The sequence below is a fragment of the Sinomonas sp. R1AF57 genome (assembly GCF_002224485.1).
GTDB classification, from domain to species: Bacteria; Actinomycetota; Actinomycetes; order Actinomycetales; family Micrococcaceae; genus Sinomonas; species Sinomonas flava.
This window is the reverse complement of record NZ_CP022463.1, coordinates 1,643,880-1,659,202: the sequence shown is the minus strand read 5'-3', so window position 1 is coordinate 1,659,202 and position 15,323 is coordinate 1,643,880. Positions and strand designations below refer to the sequence as shown.

Below are 15,323 nucleotides of genomic sequence, written 5' to 3'. Positions count from 1 at the left end.
GGATCCGCTCAGCGTCCCTCGAGGACGGCCACGACGCCCATCCCGCCCGCGGCGCACACGGAGATGAGGCCGCGCGCCGGCCGGTCGAGGTCGCCGGCCTGGGTGCGCTCGTGCAGCTGCTTCGCGAGCGTGGCGACGATCCGGCCGCCGGTCGCCGCGAACGGGTGTCCGGCAGCGAGGGAGGAGCCGTTGACGTTGAGCTTGGCCCGGTCCACCTTGCCGAACGCGCCGTCGAGGCCGAGGCGCTCGCGGCCGAACTCCTCGTCCTCCCACGCCGCCAGCGTGGCGAGGACGGTCCCGGCGAAGGCCTCGTGGATCTCGAAGTAGTCGATGTCCTCCAGGGTGAGCCCCAGCCGGCCCAGCAGACGGGGAACAGCGAACGCGGGCGCCATGAGGAGCCCGTCCTTGCCGTGCACGAAGTCCACTGCGGCGGCCTCGCCGTCGACCACCTCGGCGAGGACAGGCAGGTCGCGCTCGGCGGCCCAGTCCTCCGAGGCCAGCAGGACGGCGGCGGCGCCGTCGGTGAGCGGCGTCGAGTTGCCGGCCGTCATCGTCGCCTCGCTGCCGAGGTGCTTGCCGAAGACCGGCGAGAGCTTGGCCATCTTCTCCGGCGTCGTGTCCGGCCGGAGGTTGCCGTCCTTGGCGAGGCCCCGGTACGGGGTCACGAGGTCGTCGAAGAAGCCGCGCTCGTAGGCGGCTGCGAGGTTGCGGTGGGACGCGAGCGCGAGCTCGTCCTGGGCCTCGCGCGAGATGCCCCACTGCTTGGTGGTCAGCGCCTGGTGCTCCCCCATCGAGAGGCCTGTCCGCGGCTCGGCGGTGCCGGGGGCGTCCGGCACAAGGTCCTTGGGCCGCAGCCTGAAGACAGCCTTGAGCTTCTGCTGGAGCGTCTTGGCGCGGTTGAGCTCGAGGATGGCGTCGCGGAGGCTCTCGCTCACCACGATGGGCGCGTCCGAGGCCGAGTCGACGCCACCGGCGATGGCCGACTCGATCCGGCCGAGCTTGATCTTGTCGGTGAGCTGCAGGACCGTCTCGAGGCCTGTGGCGCAGGCCTGCTGCACGTCGTAGGCCGGCGTCTCGGGGCTGAGCGCGGAGCCGAGGACCGCCTCGCGCGTGAGGTTGAAGTTGCGGGGGTGCTTGAGGACCGCGCCCGCAGCGACCTCGCCGATCCGCTCGTCCTGGAGCCCGAAGCGGGCGACGAGCCCGTCGAGGGCGGCCGTGAGCATGTCCTGGTTGGAGGCCTTGGTGTAGGCGCTGTTCGCGCGGGCGAAGGGGATGCGGTTGCCGCCGACGACGACGGCCTTGCGGACGGTCGGTGCGGGGGCAGTCGGGCGCGGGGTCGTGGGCATGGCGTCCTCCGGTGGATGTGACCTTGATTACCGATACCTAGCGTACCTGATACGCTGGGTATCGTGAACTTCCCCACACCGCCTCCCGAGGGCGCCGCAGCGCACGACGTAGGCGCCGCGCCCGCCGTCGACGGCCGCGCCGCCCGTTGGGCGAACCACCGCGAAGAGCGCCGGGCCGAGCTCATCCGCTCCGCCCGCAAGGCGATCCACCGGCTGGGGGCCGACGTCCCGATGGAGGACATCGCTGCCGCGGCGAGCACCTCGAAGTCCGTGTTCTACCGGTACTTCCGCGACAAGTCAGGGCTCGCCGCCGCCATGGGCGAGCTCGTCCTCTCCCAGATGCAGGAGCGCATCGCCCAGGCCGCTGCCTCGGCGGAGTCCCCCTACGAGGGCCTCCGCGCCATGGTGCGCGCATACCTGGCCATGGCCGTGCGCTCGCCGAACGTCTACGAGTTCGTCACCCGGGTTCCAGCGGGCGCCGCTGCAGCAGGGACGAACGCGGCCGCGCAGGAGGCGGGAGCCGCGTTCGGGACGTTCTTCGACGCCGTGGGCGCCATGATCGAGGCGCCCATGCGCCGCCACCTCGCCCCCGGGACCCAGGCCACCCTCGACTACTGGCCCCCCGCGGCCATCGGGCTCGTCCGCGCGGCCGGCGAGCGCTGGCTCACCGCACCCGACTCCCCCGCCAAGCCCTCCCTCGAAGACATGGCCGGGATGATCGCCGACTGGCTCTTCGCCGGGATCGCCGCCCAGGCCGCACCCCTCTCCCCCGCCCTCTCCCCCGCAAAGGAGCTCTCATGACACAGTCCACCGATTCGCTCTCCGCCACCGGTGTCGGCCCCTCCGACCCCGCTGCCGTCGCCGCTGACGGCAGCAGTGCCGACCTTCCAGACGTCGCCGACACCGAGGAGGCGCCCGCCGTCGACGTCGCCGCCCTCGGCGAGCTCCTGCTGGGAACCTGGGCCGACGTGCGCCGAACCGCGCGGGAGCTCGCGGCCCGGCCCGAGCTGCACAAGGTCGAGGGCCTGACCCATACCGAGCACCGCGAGCGCGTCTTCGGCCAGCTCAAGATCCTCGTCGACGAGGGAGCCATCAAGCGGGCCTTCCCGAAGGAGCTCGGCGGCGAGGACAACCACGGCGGCAACATCGCCGGGTTCGAGGAGCTCGTCACCGCCGACCCCTCGCTGCAGATCAAGTCCGGCGTCCAGTGGGGCCTCTTCGGCGCGGCCGTGCTCCACCTCGGGACAGCCGAGCACCACCGGCGGTGGCTGCCGGACATCATGGACCTGACGGTGCCCGGCGCCTTCGCCATGACCGAGATCGGCCACGGCTCCGACGTCGCATCCATCGCCACCACGGCGACCTATGACGAGACCACCGGCGAGTTCGTCCTCAACACCCCGTTCCGTGCGGCGTGGAAGGAGTACCTCGGCAACGCCGCGAAGGACGGGACCGCCGCCGTCGTGTTCGCCCAGCTCATCACCAAGGGCGTCAACCACGGCGTGCACGCGTTCTACGTCCCCATCCGCGACCCGCAGACCAAGGACTGCCTCCCCGGGATCCGCAGCGAGGACGACGGCGTCAAGGGCGGCCTCAACGGGATCGACAACGGCCGGCTCGCCTTCGACCACGTCAGGGTCCCCCGGACGAACCTGCTCAACCGCTATGGCGACGTGGCCGAGGACGGCACCTACTCGTCGCCGATCGCGAGCCCGGGACGCCGCTTCTTCACCATGCTCGGAACGCTCGTGCAGGGCCGCGTCTCGCTCGACGGCGCTGCCGTCGCCGCGGCGAAGGTCGGCCTCGCCGCCGCCATCCGCTACGCGACTGAACGGCGCCAGTTCAACGCCTCCTCCGACACGCACGAGGAGGTGCTCCTGGACTACCAGCGGCACCAGCGCCGGCTGCTCCCCCTGCTCGCCTCGACCTACGCGATGGGCTTCGCCCACGAGGAGCTCCTGGCCAAGTTCGACGGCGTCTTCTCCGGCGCGCAGGACACGGACGAGGACCGCCAGGACCTCGAGACCCTCGCGGCGGCGCTCAAGTCGCTCTCCACCTGGCATGCGCTCGACACGCTCCAGGAGTGCCGCGAGGCGTGCGGCGGGGCAGGCTTCATGATCGAGAACCGCTTCGCGTCCCTGCGCGCGGACCTCGACATCTACGTCACCTTCGAAGGCGACAACAACGTGCTGCTGCAGCTCGTGGCCAAGCGGCTCCTGAACGACTACGCCAAGGAGTTCCGCACCATGAACGTCGGGGCGCTGGCGAAGTTCGCGCTCGGGCAGGCCCGCGGCATGGCGTACAAGACCGGCCTCGGAGCCGTCGGCCAGTTCGTCGCGGATTCCGGACGCGCCGAGCGCTCGGCACTCGCGCTGCGGGACCCGGACATGCAGCAGTTCCTGCTCGCAGAACGCGTCCAGGCGATGGTCGCCCAAGCGGCCCAGGCCCTCGCCGGCGCCAACCGCCTCCCCCAGGCCGAGGCCGCGGCGCGCTTCAACGCCCACCAGGACGAGCTCATCGAGGCCGCCCGCGCCCACGGCGAGCTCCTGCAGTGGGAGGCGTTCACGGCCGCGCTCGAGAAGGTCCAGCACCCGGGCACGAAGCAGGTCCTGACCTGGCTCCGCGACCTCTTCGGCCTCACCCTCATCGAGAAGCACCTCGCCTGGCACCTGATGAACGGGCGACTCTCCATGCAGCGCGGCCGCACCCTCGGCGAGTACATCAACCGGCTCCTGGCGAAGCTCCGGCCGCACGCCCTCGACCTCGTCGACGCCTTCGGCTACACCCAGGACCACATCCGCGCGACCGTCGCCAGCGGCGTCGAGACCGCCCGCCAGGCCGAGGCCGCGGCGTACTACGCGGAGCTGCGCGCCTCGGGTGCGGCGCCGGTGAAGGAGAAGAAGGCCGGGAAGTAGGGCCCCTTCCCCCACCGGTGCGGCCGGACTAGCCTGAAGGCAAGCCCGGCCGCACCGGTGCCGGGGGGCACTCCAGGAGGAACGCATGGCCGAAGGATGGGGCCGCCGAGGACCGTGGGACATGATGCCGGACTTCCGCCGCTTCGGCATCCCGGATTCATTCAAGCGGTTCGTCGACGAATGGGAGACGGCGTGGCTGCGCGTTGAGGAGTTCCGCGAGCCGGACGCCCTCGTCGTGCGCGCGGAGCTTCCCGGCATCGACCCTGAGAAGGACGTGGACATCACCGTCCAGGAAGGCGTCCTCTCGATCAAGGCCGAACGCCACGAGAACGCCGAGAACAAGAGCAAGAACAGCTACCGCAGCGAGTTCCGCTACGGCTCGTTCGCACGCACCCTCGAGCTCCCGCGCGGGGCTCGGGGCGAGGACATCACCGCCTCCTACCACGACGGTGTCCTCGAGGTCCGCGTCCCGACCGTCTCGGAGACCGGGCCCGGGCCGACGAAGGTCAACGTCAGCCGCAGCTGATTCCGCACGGGGTGACGGAGGACGGCGGCGACGCACCCAGCTCGGGTGCGTCGCCGCCGTCGTGCGTTGGAGAGATCTAGAAGACGCTGCGGTAGACCTCGATGGTGCTCGCGCCGATGGTCTCCCAGGAGAAGTTGGCCTCGGCCCGGACGCGGCCGGCCTCGCCCATCTCGCGGGCGCGGGCGGGGTCGGAGACGACCTGCTCGAGGGCTGCCGCGAAGTCGGCGACGAACTTCTCCGGGTCGAGCGGGGTGCCGGTGCCGTCGGTGACCTGCTCGATGGGGACCAGCAGGCCGGTGGTCCCGTGGTCGACGACCTCGGGGATGCCGCCCGTCGCCGTCGCGACCACCGCTGCGCCGCAGGCCATAGCCTCGAGGTTCACGATCCCGAGCGGCTCGTAGATGCTCGGGCAGGCGAACGCCGTCGCATGGCTGAGCACCTGGATGAGCTCGGCGCGGGGCAGCATGCGCTCGATCACGACGACGCCCTCGCGCTCGGCCTTGAGCCCGTCGATGAGGGTCGCCGTCTCCGCGGCGAGCTCGGGGGTGTCAGCGGCCCCGAGGCACAGGACGAGCTGCACGTCCGCCGGCAGCTTCGCCGCGGCGCGCAGGAGGTACGGGACGCCCTTCTGGCGCGTGTTGCGGCCCACGAACACGACCGAGGGCTTCGCCGGGTCGATGCCGAGGGCGGCAATGTGTTCTGTGCCCTCGTCGCGGCCCCAGAGCGACACGTCGATGCCGTTGTGGACCACCTGGACCTTCGCCGGGTCCACCTCTGGGTAGCAGCGCAGGATGTCCGCGCGCATGCCGTGGGAGACGGCGATGATGGCGTTGGCCGCCTCATAGGCGGTCTTCTCGACCCATGAGGAGAGCCGGTAGCCGCCGCCGAGCTGCTCGGCCTTCCACGGCCTCAGCGGCTCGAGGCTGTGGGCGCTGAGCACGTGCGGGATGCCGTGCATGAGCGAGGCGAGGTGCCCGGCCATGTTGGCGTACCACGTGTGGGAGTGGACGAGGTCGGCGCCGGCCACGTCCGGCACGATGCCGACATCGATGCCCAGGGTCTGCAGCGCCGCGTTCGCCCCCGACAGGTGCTCGGGCACCTGGTAGGAGGTCACGGTGGCGCCGTTGACCTGCGCCTCGCGCGGCGCCCCGAACGCGTGGACGTGCAGATCGACCTCGCGCGCGAGGACCCTGCTCAGCTCTGCCACATGCACCCCGGCGCCGCCGTAGATCTCGGGGGGGAATTCCTTGGTCACAATGTCGATTCGCACGTTTTCAACGTAGTCCGTCATCCGAACGTGATCTAGTGTGAAGGAGACGCCGTCCCGGTCGGGACGGGCAGTCGCCTGCAAGGCGGAATGACGGGAAAACGGGGGTTGCGCAGTGGCACCTAAAAAGGTATTGGCGATCGTCCTCGCGGGCGGTGAAGGGAAGCGCCTGATGCCCCTGACGGCGGACCGGGCCAAGCCCGCGGTGCCGTTCGCTGGCGGATACCGCCTCATCGACTTCGCGCTGTCCAACTTGGTCAACTCGGGCTATCGGCGCATTGTCGTGCTGACCCAGTACAAGTCGCACAGCCTCGACAAGCACATCTCCGAGACCTGGCGCCTCTCGACCCTCCTCCAGAACTATGTCGCCTCGGTGCCCGCCCAGCAGCGCATCGGCAAGAGCTGGTTCCTCGGCTCGGCCAACGCCATCTACCAGTCCCTCAACCTCATCCACGACGACCAGCCCGACATCGTCGTCGTGGTCGGCGCGGACCACGTGTACCGCATGGACTTCGACCAGATGGTCGAGGCTCACATCGCCTCCGGGGCGAAGGCCACCGTCGCCGCGGTCCGCCAGCCGCTGAACATGGCGAACCAGTTCGGCGTGATCGAGACCGACGACGCCGACCCCGCCAAGATCGCCGCCTTCGTCGAGAAGCCCGCCACCACGCCTGGTCTCCCGGACGACCCCGACGCGTTCCTCGCCTCGATGGGCAACTACGTGTTCGACGCCGACGCCCTGGTCGAGGCGCTCAAGCGGGACGCCGAGCGGCTCGACACGAAGCACGACATGGGCGGGGACATCGTGCCCTACTTCGTCGGCCGCGGGGAGGCCGGCGTCTACGACTTCACGAAGAACGAGATCCCGGGCTCGACCGAACGCGACCGCACCTACTGGCGCGACGTGGGCACGCTCGACTCGTTCTACGACGCCCACATGGACCTCATCTCCCCGCTGCCGGTCTTCAACCTGTACAACTCGGAGTGGCCCATCTACACGCGGCAGAGCATCTCGCCGCCCGCGAAGTTCGTCCGCGGCGAGGGCGGGACCGTCGGGACCGCGCTCGACTCCATCGTCGCCAGCGGCGTGGTCATCTCGGGCGCGGTCGTCGAGGGGTCCGTGCTGTCCCACGACGTGCGGGTCAACACGGCGGCCCGCGTCCTCGACTCGGTGCTCATGGACTGCGTGCAGGTCGGCGCGGGGGCGGTGATCCACCGGGCGATCCTGGACAAGAACGTCGTCGTTCCCGCCGGGGCCACCATCGGTGTCGATGCGAAGCTCGACAGGATGCGCGGCTTCGAGGTCACCGAGTCCGGGATCACCGTGCTCTCCAAGGGCCAGATCGTCCCGGAGCCCGCCGAGGACGAGCGCAGGCTGGCCGCCGCCTGGTCCGCCAAGGTGCCTGCCGCCCTCGAGGAGGCCGCCGCCGATATCCCGGAGGTGGTGGAGCGGATCCAGGAGGTCCATGCAGCCGCTGCGGCACGGAACCCCAGCGGAGCGGCTGACGACGGCGGCGGCTCGCCGTCGTCCGCGGACGGCGCGGCAGGCTGACCCCACCGGGCACCAGCGGATGGCGCGGGGCCGGGAGTACCCGGCCCCGCGCCGTCGTGCGCGCCGGTAGAATTGGAAGCCATGAGCTCCCCCGAAACGCCCGCCGAACTGACCCCTGAGGAGATCCAGGCGGCCCTCAAGGTCCTCGGCACGATCCACACGTACGACGAGGAGCACCCCGACTACGTCGCGGTGCGCCGAGCGACGGGCAAGATGTTCAAGGCCCACCGGCGGTTCACCCGCACCCAGAAGCGGGATGCGATCGCGGAAGCGGACAAGGCCGTCATTGCGCAGACCGCCACGGCCGCTCCGGACCGGATCGACGACGAGACCCGCGGCAACAAGCTCAAGCCCTCTGCAACCGGGGCCGTCGCAGGCCATCTCATCCGCTCGCGCCCCTGCTACATCTGCAAGCAGCACTACACGCAGGTCGACGCGTTCTACCACCAGCTCTGCCCCGAGTGCGCGGCGATGAGCCACGCCAAGAGGGACGCGCGCACGGACCTCACCGGACGGCGGGCCCTCCTGACCGGCGGGCGGGCCAAGATCGGCATGTACATCGCCCTGCGGCTCCTGCGCGACGGCGCGCACACGACCATCACCACGCGGTTCCCGAAGGACGCCGCGCGGCGCTTCGCCGCGATGGAGGACTCGGCCGAGTGGCTCGACCGGCTCACCATCGTGGGCATCGACCTGCGCGACCCGTCGCAGGTCATCTCGCTCACGGACGCGCTCGACGCCGAGGGCCCGCTCGACATCATCATCAACAACGCCGCCCAGACGGTGCGGCGGTCCGGGAACGCCTACGCCCCTCTCGTGGACGCGGAGTCCGAGCCGCTTCCGGCCGCGCTGCTGCCGGGCAACGGCGGCCCTGAGCTGCTGACGTTCGGGCATGCGCACGACAAGCACCCACTCTCGATCGCGAGCTCTGTGTCGGCGCATCCGGCGCTCGCCGGGGACGCGGTGACGGCGCTCGCGCTCTCGACCGGCTCTGCGTCCCTGGAGCGGATCGAGGCTGGGACGGCGATCGACGCCGGCGGCCTCGTGCCGGACCTGGCCACCATCAATTCGTGGACGCAGGTCGTGGACCAGGTGGATCCTCTCGAGATGCTCGAGGTCCAGCTCTGCAACGTCACGGCGCCGTTCCTGCTCGTCTCGCGGCTGCGGGAGGCCATGCGGCGCTCGACCGCGAGGCGGAAGTACGTGGTCAACGTGTCCGCGATGGAGGGGCAGTTCGGGCGGAAGTACAAGGGCCCGGGGCACCCGCACACGAACATGGCGAAGGCCTCGCTGAACATGATGACCCGCACGAGCGCCGGCGAGATGTTCGAGACTGACCGCATCCTCATGACGGCCGTGGACACGGGGTGGATCACCGACGAGCGGCCGCACTACACGAAGGTCCGGCTCGCCGACGAAGGGTTCCACGCGCCGCTGGACCTCGTGGACGGGGCGGCGCGCGTGTACGACCCGATCGTCATGGGCGAGGCTGGCACCGACCTCTACGGCGTGTTCCTGAAGGACTACAAGCCCAGCCCCTGGTGATGTAGCTCTCCCCCTCGGTTGCGGGGTCCCGTCCCGGGACGGGACCCCGCAATCAGGCGAGGCGCGTGATCTCCACCGAGACGTCGAGGTGCGACCCACCCCCGCCGGACAGGATGCCCTTCAGCGGCGGCACGTCCCGGTAGTCTCGCCCGCGCGCCACGGTCACATGGAAGTCCCCCGCTGGCTTGTGGTTGGTCGGGTCCCATGAGCGCCACTCGCCGTCCCACCACTCGAGCCACGCGTGCGACTGGCCCGCGACCGCCTCGCCGATGCCCGCCGTCGACCGCGGGTGGAGGTACCCCGAGATGTAGCGGGCCGGGATGCCCAGGCTGCGCAGCGATCCGATGGCGAGGTGTGCCAGGTCCTGGCAGACTCCCTGGCGCTGGTTCCAGGCCTGCTCGGCGTCGGTCGTGACACCGGTGGAGCCGGGCATATACCGCATCTCGCCGCGCATCCAGTCGAACACGGCGTGGGCGGCCTGGTTCGGGTCGAGCCCCTCGACGAGCCCGGGCACAATGCCGAGCACCTCGGTCCCCGGGCCGGAAAGCCGTGACTGAGGCAGCCAGTCGCTGAACTGGTTCTCGACCTCGGCGCTGCGGAGCCGGTCCCACGACACGATGTCGCCCTCCACCGGGACCCGCTCGACCCGGTGCACCTCGACGGTGGTCGAGGAGACGACCTCGAGGTACTCGTGCGGAATCTGCATGTCGAAGGCCGTGACCCGGCTGCCCCAGTAGTCCTTGTAGGAGCTGATGGCCGCCTGCGACGGCGCCACCCTGACCTGCGATTCGAGCACCACCTGCTGCGGCTCCGTCAGGGGGGTCATGCGCGCCTCGTTGTACGAGAGCGTGACCCGCTGGTTGTAGCGGTACGCAGTGCGGTGCAGGATCCTCAGCCGGGTCATGAAACCTCTCCCACCCAGGCCTGCTCGTCGGCCTTGTTGAAGTACTTGCGCGAGACCGCGTCGGAGGTCTGGGCCACCGCCTTCTGCACCCGCTCCATGTGCTCGGGGAGCTCGACCATGAGGTCGTCCGTCCGGTGGAACTCGAGGAACGTGCGGGCCTGCCCCACGATCCTTCGTGCGTCGTTGATGAAGCCCACCCGCGTGTCGGACGGGTCGAGCTTGGCCAGCGCCTCGTCGGCGTCGCGGAGCGCGTACACGATCGACCGCGGGAAGAGCCGGTCCATGAGCAGGAACTCCGCCGCGCGCCGCTCGTCGAAGGCCGCTCGGCGCGTGCGGAGGAAGGACTCGTACGCGCCCGCGCAGCGGAGCATGTTCACCCACGACATGCCCGCCGTGTGCACCTCGCGGGTGGAGAGCATGCGCGCGGTCATGTCCGCCCGCTCGAGGGAGCGTCCCAGAAGCATGAACAGCCAGCCCTCATCGTGGCTCATCGTCGTGTCCGCGAGGCCGCGCACCATGGCGGTGCGCTCGAGGACCCAGTTGCAGAACCTGTACGTGCCCACGACATCCTTGCGGTGCTGGCTCAGCCCGTAGTAGGTCGTGTTGAGGCACTCCCACAGGCTCGATGACACGGTCTCGCGGGCCCGGCGCGCGTTCTCGCGCGCGGCGCCGAGGGACCCGGCGATCGACGTCGCGTTCGAGCGGTCGTACGCGAGCGCGTGCAGCAGCTCGGTGAGCCCGAAGTCCTCCTTGTCGGGGCGCGCGCCCATGACGCCGAGCAGCTCCTGGGCGACGCTGTGCTGCTCAGAGGGCGGCAGGTGGTTGAGCCGCTCGAGGTGCACGTCGAGGATGCGGGCGGTCCCGTCGGCACGCTCCACGTAGCGGCCGATCCAGAACAGGGATTCAGCGATGCGGCTGAGCAAGTCGGCCTCCAGACGTTGGGGGGACAGACGGACGACGGCGACGGCTCGCCTGGGCGGGCGCGCTCACTGCTGCTGCTGCTCCGCCTGGCGGTCGCGCCAATTGCTCTCGACGGGCCAGACGCTCGTGCGCTCGCGGATGCTGATCGAATGGCGCGGCTCGGCCTCCACCGGGACGTCGGCCGACTGCGCGAGCACCCAGGTGTCCTTGGACCCGCCGCCCTGGCTCGAGTTGACGATGAGGGAGCCCTCCTTGAGCGCCACCCGGGTGAGGCCCCCGGGGAGGACCCACACGTCGTCGCCGTCGTTGAGGGCGAAGGGGCGCAGGTCCACGTGCCTGGGCCCGAACTTGTCCCCGGACAGGGTGGGAACCGTGGAGAGCTGCAGGACCGGCTGGGCGATCCAGCCGCGCGGGTCGGCGATGACGCGGCGGCGGAGGGTGTCGAGCTCCTCGCGGGTCGCGTCGGGGCCGATCACGAGGCCCTTGCCGCCGGAGCCGTCGACGGGCTTGACCACGAGCTCGTCGAGCCGGTCCAGGACCTCCTCGCGCGCCTCGTCCTCCTCGAGCCGGTACGTGTCCACGTTGGCCACGATCGGATCCTCGCCGAGGTAGTACCGGATCAGGTCGGGGACGTACGAGTAGACCAGCTTGTCGTCCGCGACGCCGTTGCCCACGGCGTTGGCGATCGTCACCCCGCCCGCACGCGCCGCGTTGACCAGGCCGGGGCAGCCGAGCATGGAGTCGGAGCGGAACTGCAGGGGGTCGAGGAAGTCGTCGTCGATCCTCTTGTAGATGACGTCGACGCGCTGCTCGCCCGCCGTCGTGCGCATGTAGACCCGGTTCCCGCGGCAGATGAGGTCGCGTCCCTCGACCAGCTCGACGCCCATGAGGCCGGCCAGGAGCGTGTGCTCGAAGTAGGCCGAGTTGAAGACGCCCGGGGTGAGCACCACGACGGTGGGCTCATCGACGCCGGCGGGCGCGGTCTTGCGGAGGGCCGAGAGGAGGCGGCGGGGGTACTCCTCGACGGGGCGGATGGGCTGCTGGCTGAACGCCTCGGGCAGGCCCTTCGCCATGGCGCGCCGGTTCTCGAGGACGTAGCTCACGCCGGAGGGCACGCGCACGTTGTCCTCGAGCACGCGGAACGTCCCGGCGGCGTCGCGCACGACGTCGATGCCCGAGATGTGCACGCGCACGCCGCCGGCCGGCTCGAAGCCGTGGACCTGGCGATGGAAGTGCTGGCTCGTGGTGATGAGGCGGCGGGGCACGACGCCGTCCGCCACGACGGCCATCTTGGAGTAGACGTCGTTGAGGAACGCCTCGAGGGCCCTGACCCGCTGCGCGACCCCCTTCTCGAGCACCGCCCACTCCGCGGCGGAGATGACCCGCGGCACGATGTCCAGGGGGAACGGGCGCTCCTCCCCGGCGAAGTCGAACGTGACGCCCCGGTCAAGGAAGGTCCGCGCCATCGAGTCGGCGCGGGAGCTCACGTCGGTCAGGTCCAGGCCGTCCAGCGCCTCCGCGAGCTGGCGGTAGCTGGGGCGCGCCACCTGGTCTGGGGCGAACATCTCGTCGTACGCGCCAGTACGGGCGGCGGCGACGGAGTAGTCCTCGAAGAGATCCGACATAGGGGACAGCTTTTCACCTATCCCCCGCTGACGCATAACGGGGCCCTCCCCGAGCCCGTGGAGTGTCGGGGCACCGTGGTTGAATGGCCGCGTGCACACCCAGAACCTGCGCCGTGAGGAAGCCGCCGCCCGGGCCCGCGTGATCTCGGTCGACTCGTACCACGTCACGCTCGATGTCAGCGATGCTGAGGACCCCTCCGCGACGTCGTTCGGCACCACGAGCGTGATCCGCTTCAGCGCCGAACCGGGGGCGGAGACGTTCGCGGACTTCCTGGGCGAGGCGGTGACCGAGGTCCGGCTCAACGGGCGCCTCCTCGACGAGGCCATGGTGTACGACAGCGCGCGGCTCCGGCTGGCGGGTCTGGAGGCCGAGAACCGGCTCGAGGTGACGGCGCTGGGCCGCTACTCGCGCTCCGGCGAGGGCCTCCACCGGTTCACCGACCCCGCCGACGGGAAGACGTACCTCTACACCCAGTGCGAGCCCGCCGACGCCCGCAGGTACTTCGTGAACTTCGAGCAGCCCGACCTCAAGGCGACCATCGCCTTCACGGTCCTCGCCCCCGAGGGGTGGCACGTGAGCGCGAACGGCGCCCTCGCCGCAGTCGGCGCGGCCGGCGGGGACGCCGGCGTCGTGCGCTGGGACTTCTCCCCCACCGAGCGGATGTCGACCTACCTCGCCGCCGTCGTCGCCGGTCCCTACCACCGCGCGACCGACGAATGGACGGGCACGACGCGCGACGGCGAGCGGCTCACCATCCCGCTCGCGGCCTACTGCCGCGCGTCGCTCGCAGCCACCTTCGACGCGGACCGCGTCTTCGACCTGACCAAGCGCGGCCTCGACTTCTACCATTCCGTCTTCACGCCGGGATACCCCTGGGGCAAGTACGAGCAGGCGTTCGTCCCCGAGTACAACCTCGGGGCAATGGAGAACCCCGGCCTCGTGACCTTCACCGAGCAGTACGTCTTCACCTCCCGCGCCGCCGATTCCCAGTACGAGGCCCGCGCGAACACGCTCCTGCACGAGATGGCGCACATGTGGTTCGGCGACCTCGTGACGATGCGCTGGTGGGACGACCTCTGGCTCAAGGAGTCGTTCGCGGACTTCATGGGGACCTTCGCCGTGGACCGGGCCACCGACTGGCGGACGGCGTGGGTGAACTTCGCGAACCGGCGCAAGGCGTGGGCGTACGTCCAGGACCAGCTGCCCACCACGCATCCCATCGTCGCCGACATCCCGGACCTCGAGGCCGCCGAGCAGAACTTCGACGGCATCACCTACGCGAAGGGGGCCTCGGTCCTCAAGCAGCTCGTCGCCTACGTGGGCGAGGACGTCTTCTTCGACGCGGCGCGCTCGTACTTCCGGGCGCACGCCTACGGGAACACGAGCCTGACGGACCTGCTCGCGGCCCTCGAGGAGGCCTCGGGCCGCTCGCTGCGCGAGTGGGCGGAGCGGTGGCTGCAGACGTCCGGGCTGAGTGTCCTGGAGCCGGTGGCGGAGCACGACGGCGACACGCTGGCCCGCGTGGTCGTCCGGCAGACCGCTGTGGACCCCGTGACCGGGCGCGAGGCGCTGCGCCCCCACCGGCTCCGGGTGGGGCTCTACGCGCACGACGCCGCGGGCCGCCTCGTGCGCACGGCGTCGGCCGACGTCGAGGTCACCGGCGCACTCACCGAGGTGCCGGAGCTCGTGGGCCAGCCGGTCCCAGAGCTGGTCCTGGTCAATGACGAGGACCTCACCTACGCGAAGGTTCGCCTGGACCCTGCGTCCGAGCAGACGGTGCGCGCGTCGCTGGGCGACCTCGACGACCCCTTGGCCCGCGCCCTGTGCTGGACGGCCCTGTGGCACGCCGCCCGCGACGCCGAGGCTCCCGCGCGCGAGTACGTGCGCGCCGTCGAGCGCTTTGCCGGCGCGGAGACGACCGTGGGGGTGCAGCTGACGGTGCTGGACAACGCCCGCACCGCGATCGAGAGGTACACGCACGGCGAGGGCCGGCCCGAGCTCCGCGAGAAGTACCTCGCTGCGATGGCTTGCGAGCTCCGGGCGGCCGCGCCGGGCTCGGACCAGCAGCTCGCGTGGGCGCGTGCGCTCGCGGCCGGGAGCCGGTACGGGGGCGGGCAGCTCGGCCTCGTGCGCGGCCTCCTGACCGGCGGTGAGCAGGTGCCGGGCCTCGTCGTCGACCAGGACCTTCGGTGGCCGCTGTGGCAGGCGCTCGCGGCGCAGAGCCAGGCAGGAGCCGCGGAGCTCGACGCCGAGCTCAGCCGCGACCGCACGGCCAAAGGGCGCGTGGGCCATGCGCTCGCCATGGCGGCCCGTCCGGACCCGAAGGTCAAGGAAGCGGCTTGGATGGCGGCGGTCGAGGGCGAGGGCCTCACCAACGAGCTGCTGAGCGCCACAGTCGAGGGCTTCATGGCGGGACCGGCGGCCCTCCGCCAGCACTTCACGGAGCGCTATTTCGCCTCCCTCACCGGGCTGTGGGCAGACCGCTCGCAGGAGATCGCCACCCGGCTCGTGCGAGGCCTCTTCCCTGCCGACGCGGTGCTCGCGGTGGACCAGCTTCCCGACGAGGACCCGGTGCTGACGCGCACCGACGCGTGGCTCGACGAGAACGCCCACGCCCCGGCCGCGCTCCGCAGGCTCGTCGTCGAGGCGCGGGACCACCTGCACCGGTCACTGAGCGCGCAGTATTGCTCGCGGCGCGGCTGAGGAGGAACCGCAGGTCGG

11 protein-coding genes are annotated in these 15,323 nt (G+C 70.9%); 6 read left to right on the top strand and 5 right to left on the bottom strand.

From position 1 onward, the window contains the following. Positions 1-8: 8 nt before the first annotated feature. Positions 9-1,346, bottom strand: a complete 1,338-nt coding sequence (locus CGQ25_RS07580; RefSeq protein ID WP_208712520.1) for an acetyl-CoA C-acetyltransferase — start codon at positions 1,344-1,346, stop codon at positions 9-11. Positions 1,347-1,409: 63 nt separating this feature from the next. On the opposite strand from CGQ25_RS07580, the gene CGQ25_RS07575 reads away from it, so the two are divergent. The 3 genes from CGQ25_RS07575 (at position 1,410) to CGQ25_RS07565 (ending at position 4,787) form a co-directional block, all read left to right on the top strand. Further along, entirely contained in the window at positions 1,410-2,147 is a 738-nt protein-coding gene (locus CGQ25_RS07575) for a TetR/AcrR family transcriptional regulator (protein WP_208712519.1), read from the top strand. Further along, on the top strand, positions 2,144-4,261 hold the full coding sequence (locus CGQ25_RS07570) for an acyl-CoA dehydrogenase (RefSeq protein WP_208712518.1): 2,118 nt from the start codon (positions 2,144-2,146) through the stop codon (positions 4,259-4,261). Before CGQ25_RS07575 ends, CGQ25_RS07570 begins: the two co-directional genes overlap by 4 nt. A gap of 85 nt (positions 4,262-4,346) precedes the next feature. Then, positions 4,347-4,787, top strand: coding sequence for an Hsp20/alpha crystallin family protein (locus CGQ25_RS07565; RefSeq protein WP_255405652.1), 441 nt, complete (start codon positions 4,347-4,349; stop codon positions 4,785-4,787). Between the two features lie 76 nt (positions 4,788-4,863). On the opposite strand, the gene glgA is transcribed toward CGQ25_RS07565, so the two are convergent. Beyond that, the gene (gene glgA / locus CGQ25_RS07560; protein WP_222703711.1) at positions 4,864-6,057 is read right to left on the bottom strand and encodes a glycogen synthase; all 1,194 of its coding nucleotides are present in this window, start codon (positions 6,055-6,057) and stop codon (positions 4,864-4,866) included. Between the two features lie 169 nt (positions 6,058-6,226). Here glgA and CGQ25_RS07555 point away from each other — a divergent pair, with 169 nt between their 5' ends. Continuing rightward, positions 6,227-7,606, top strand: a complete 1,380-nt coding sequence (locus CGQ25_RS07555; protein WP_369802306.1) for a glucose-1-phosphate adenylyltransferase — start codon at positions 6,227-6,229, stop codon at positions 7,604-7,606. A gap of 81 nt (positions 7,607-7,687) precedes the next feature. Further along, on the top strand, positions 7,688-9,151 hold the full coding sequence (locus tag CGQ25_RS07550) for an SDR family NAD(P)-dependent oxidoreductase (protein ID WP_208712515.1): 1,464 nt from the start codon (positions 7,688-7,690) through the stop codon (positions 9,149-9,151). A 52-nt stretch (positions 9,152-9,203) separates the two neighbouring features. Here CGQ25_RS07550 and CGQ25_RS07545 read toward each other — a convergent pair whose 3' ends face one another. The 3 genes from CGQ25_RS07545 to CGQ25_RS07535 form a co-directional block, all read right to left on the bottom strand. Next, entirely contained in the window at positions 9,204-10,055 is an 852-nt protein-coding gene (locus tag CGQ25_RS07545) for a transglutaminase family protein (RefSeq protein WP_208712514.1), read from the bottom strand. Next, positions 10,052-10,978 carry an alpha-E domain-containing protein gene (locus tag CGQ25_RS07540; protein WP_208712513.1) on the bottom strand — a complete coding sequence of 309 codons (927 nt, stop codon included), beginning with the start codon at positions 10,976-10,978 and terminating at the stop codon, positions 10,052-10,054. Before CGQ25_RS07540 ends, CGQ25_RS07545 begins: the two co-directional genes overlap by 4 nt. A 63-nt stretch (positions 10,979-11,041) precedes the next feature. Continuing rightward, positions 11,042-12,601, bottom strand: a complete 1,560-nt coding sequence (locus tag CGQ25_RS07535) for a circularly permuted type 2 ATP-grasp protein (protein WP_208712512.1) — start codon at positions 12,599-12,601, stop codon at positions 11,042-11,044. 91 nt (positions 12,602-12,692) lie between these two features. Here CGQ25_RS07535 and pepN point away from each other — a divergent pair, with 91 nt between their 5' ends. After that, on the top strand, positions 12,693-15,305 hold the full coding sequence (gene pepN, locus CGQ25_RS07530) for an aminopeptidase N (RefSeq protein ID WP_208712511.1): 2,613 nt from the start codon (positions 12,693-12,695) through the stop codon (positions 15,303-15,305). The last annotated feature ends 18 nt before the right edge of the window (positions 15,306-15,323 follow it).

What these genes read in the sequence shown, in the direction of transcription:
- CGQ25_RS07580 (WP_208712520.1), bottom strand. Translation starts at nt 1,346, where the DNA reads ATGCCCACGACCCCGCGCCCGACTGCCCCCGCACCGACCGTCCGCAAG.
- CGQ25_RS07570 (WP_208712518.1), top strand. Translation starts at nt 2,144, where the DNA reads ATGACACAGTCCACCGATTCGCTCTCCGCCACCGGTGTCGGCCCCTCC.
- CGQ25_RS07565 (WP_255405652.1), top strand. Translation starts at nt 4,347, where the DNA reads ATGGCCGAAGGATGGGGCCGCCGAGGACCGTGGGACATGATGCCGGAC.
- CGQ25_RS07555 (WP_369802306.1), top strand. Translation starts at nt 6,227, where the DNA reads ATGCCCCTGACGGCGGACCGGGCCAAGCCCGCGGTGCCGTTCGCTGGC.
- CGQ25_RS07550 (WP_208712515.1), top strand. Translation starts at nt 7,688, where the DNA reads ATGAGCTCCCCCGAAACGCCCGCCGAACTGACCCCTGAGGAGATCCAG.
- CGQ25_RS07545 (WP_208712514.1), bottom strand. Translation starts at nt 10,055, where the DNA reads ATGACCCGGCTGAGGATCCTGCACCGCACTGCGTACCGCTACAACCAG.
- CGQ25_RS07535 (WP_208712512.1), bottom strand. Translation starts at nt 12,601, where the DNA reads ATGTCGGATCTCTTCGAGGACTACTCCGTCGCCGCCGCCCGTACTGGC.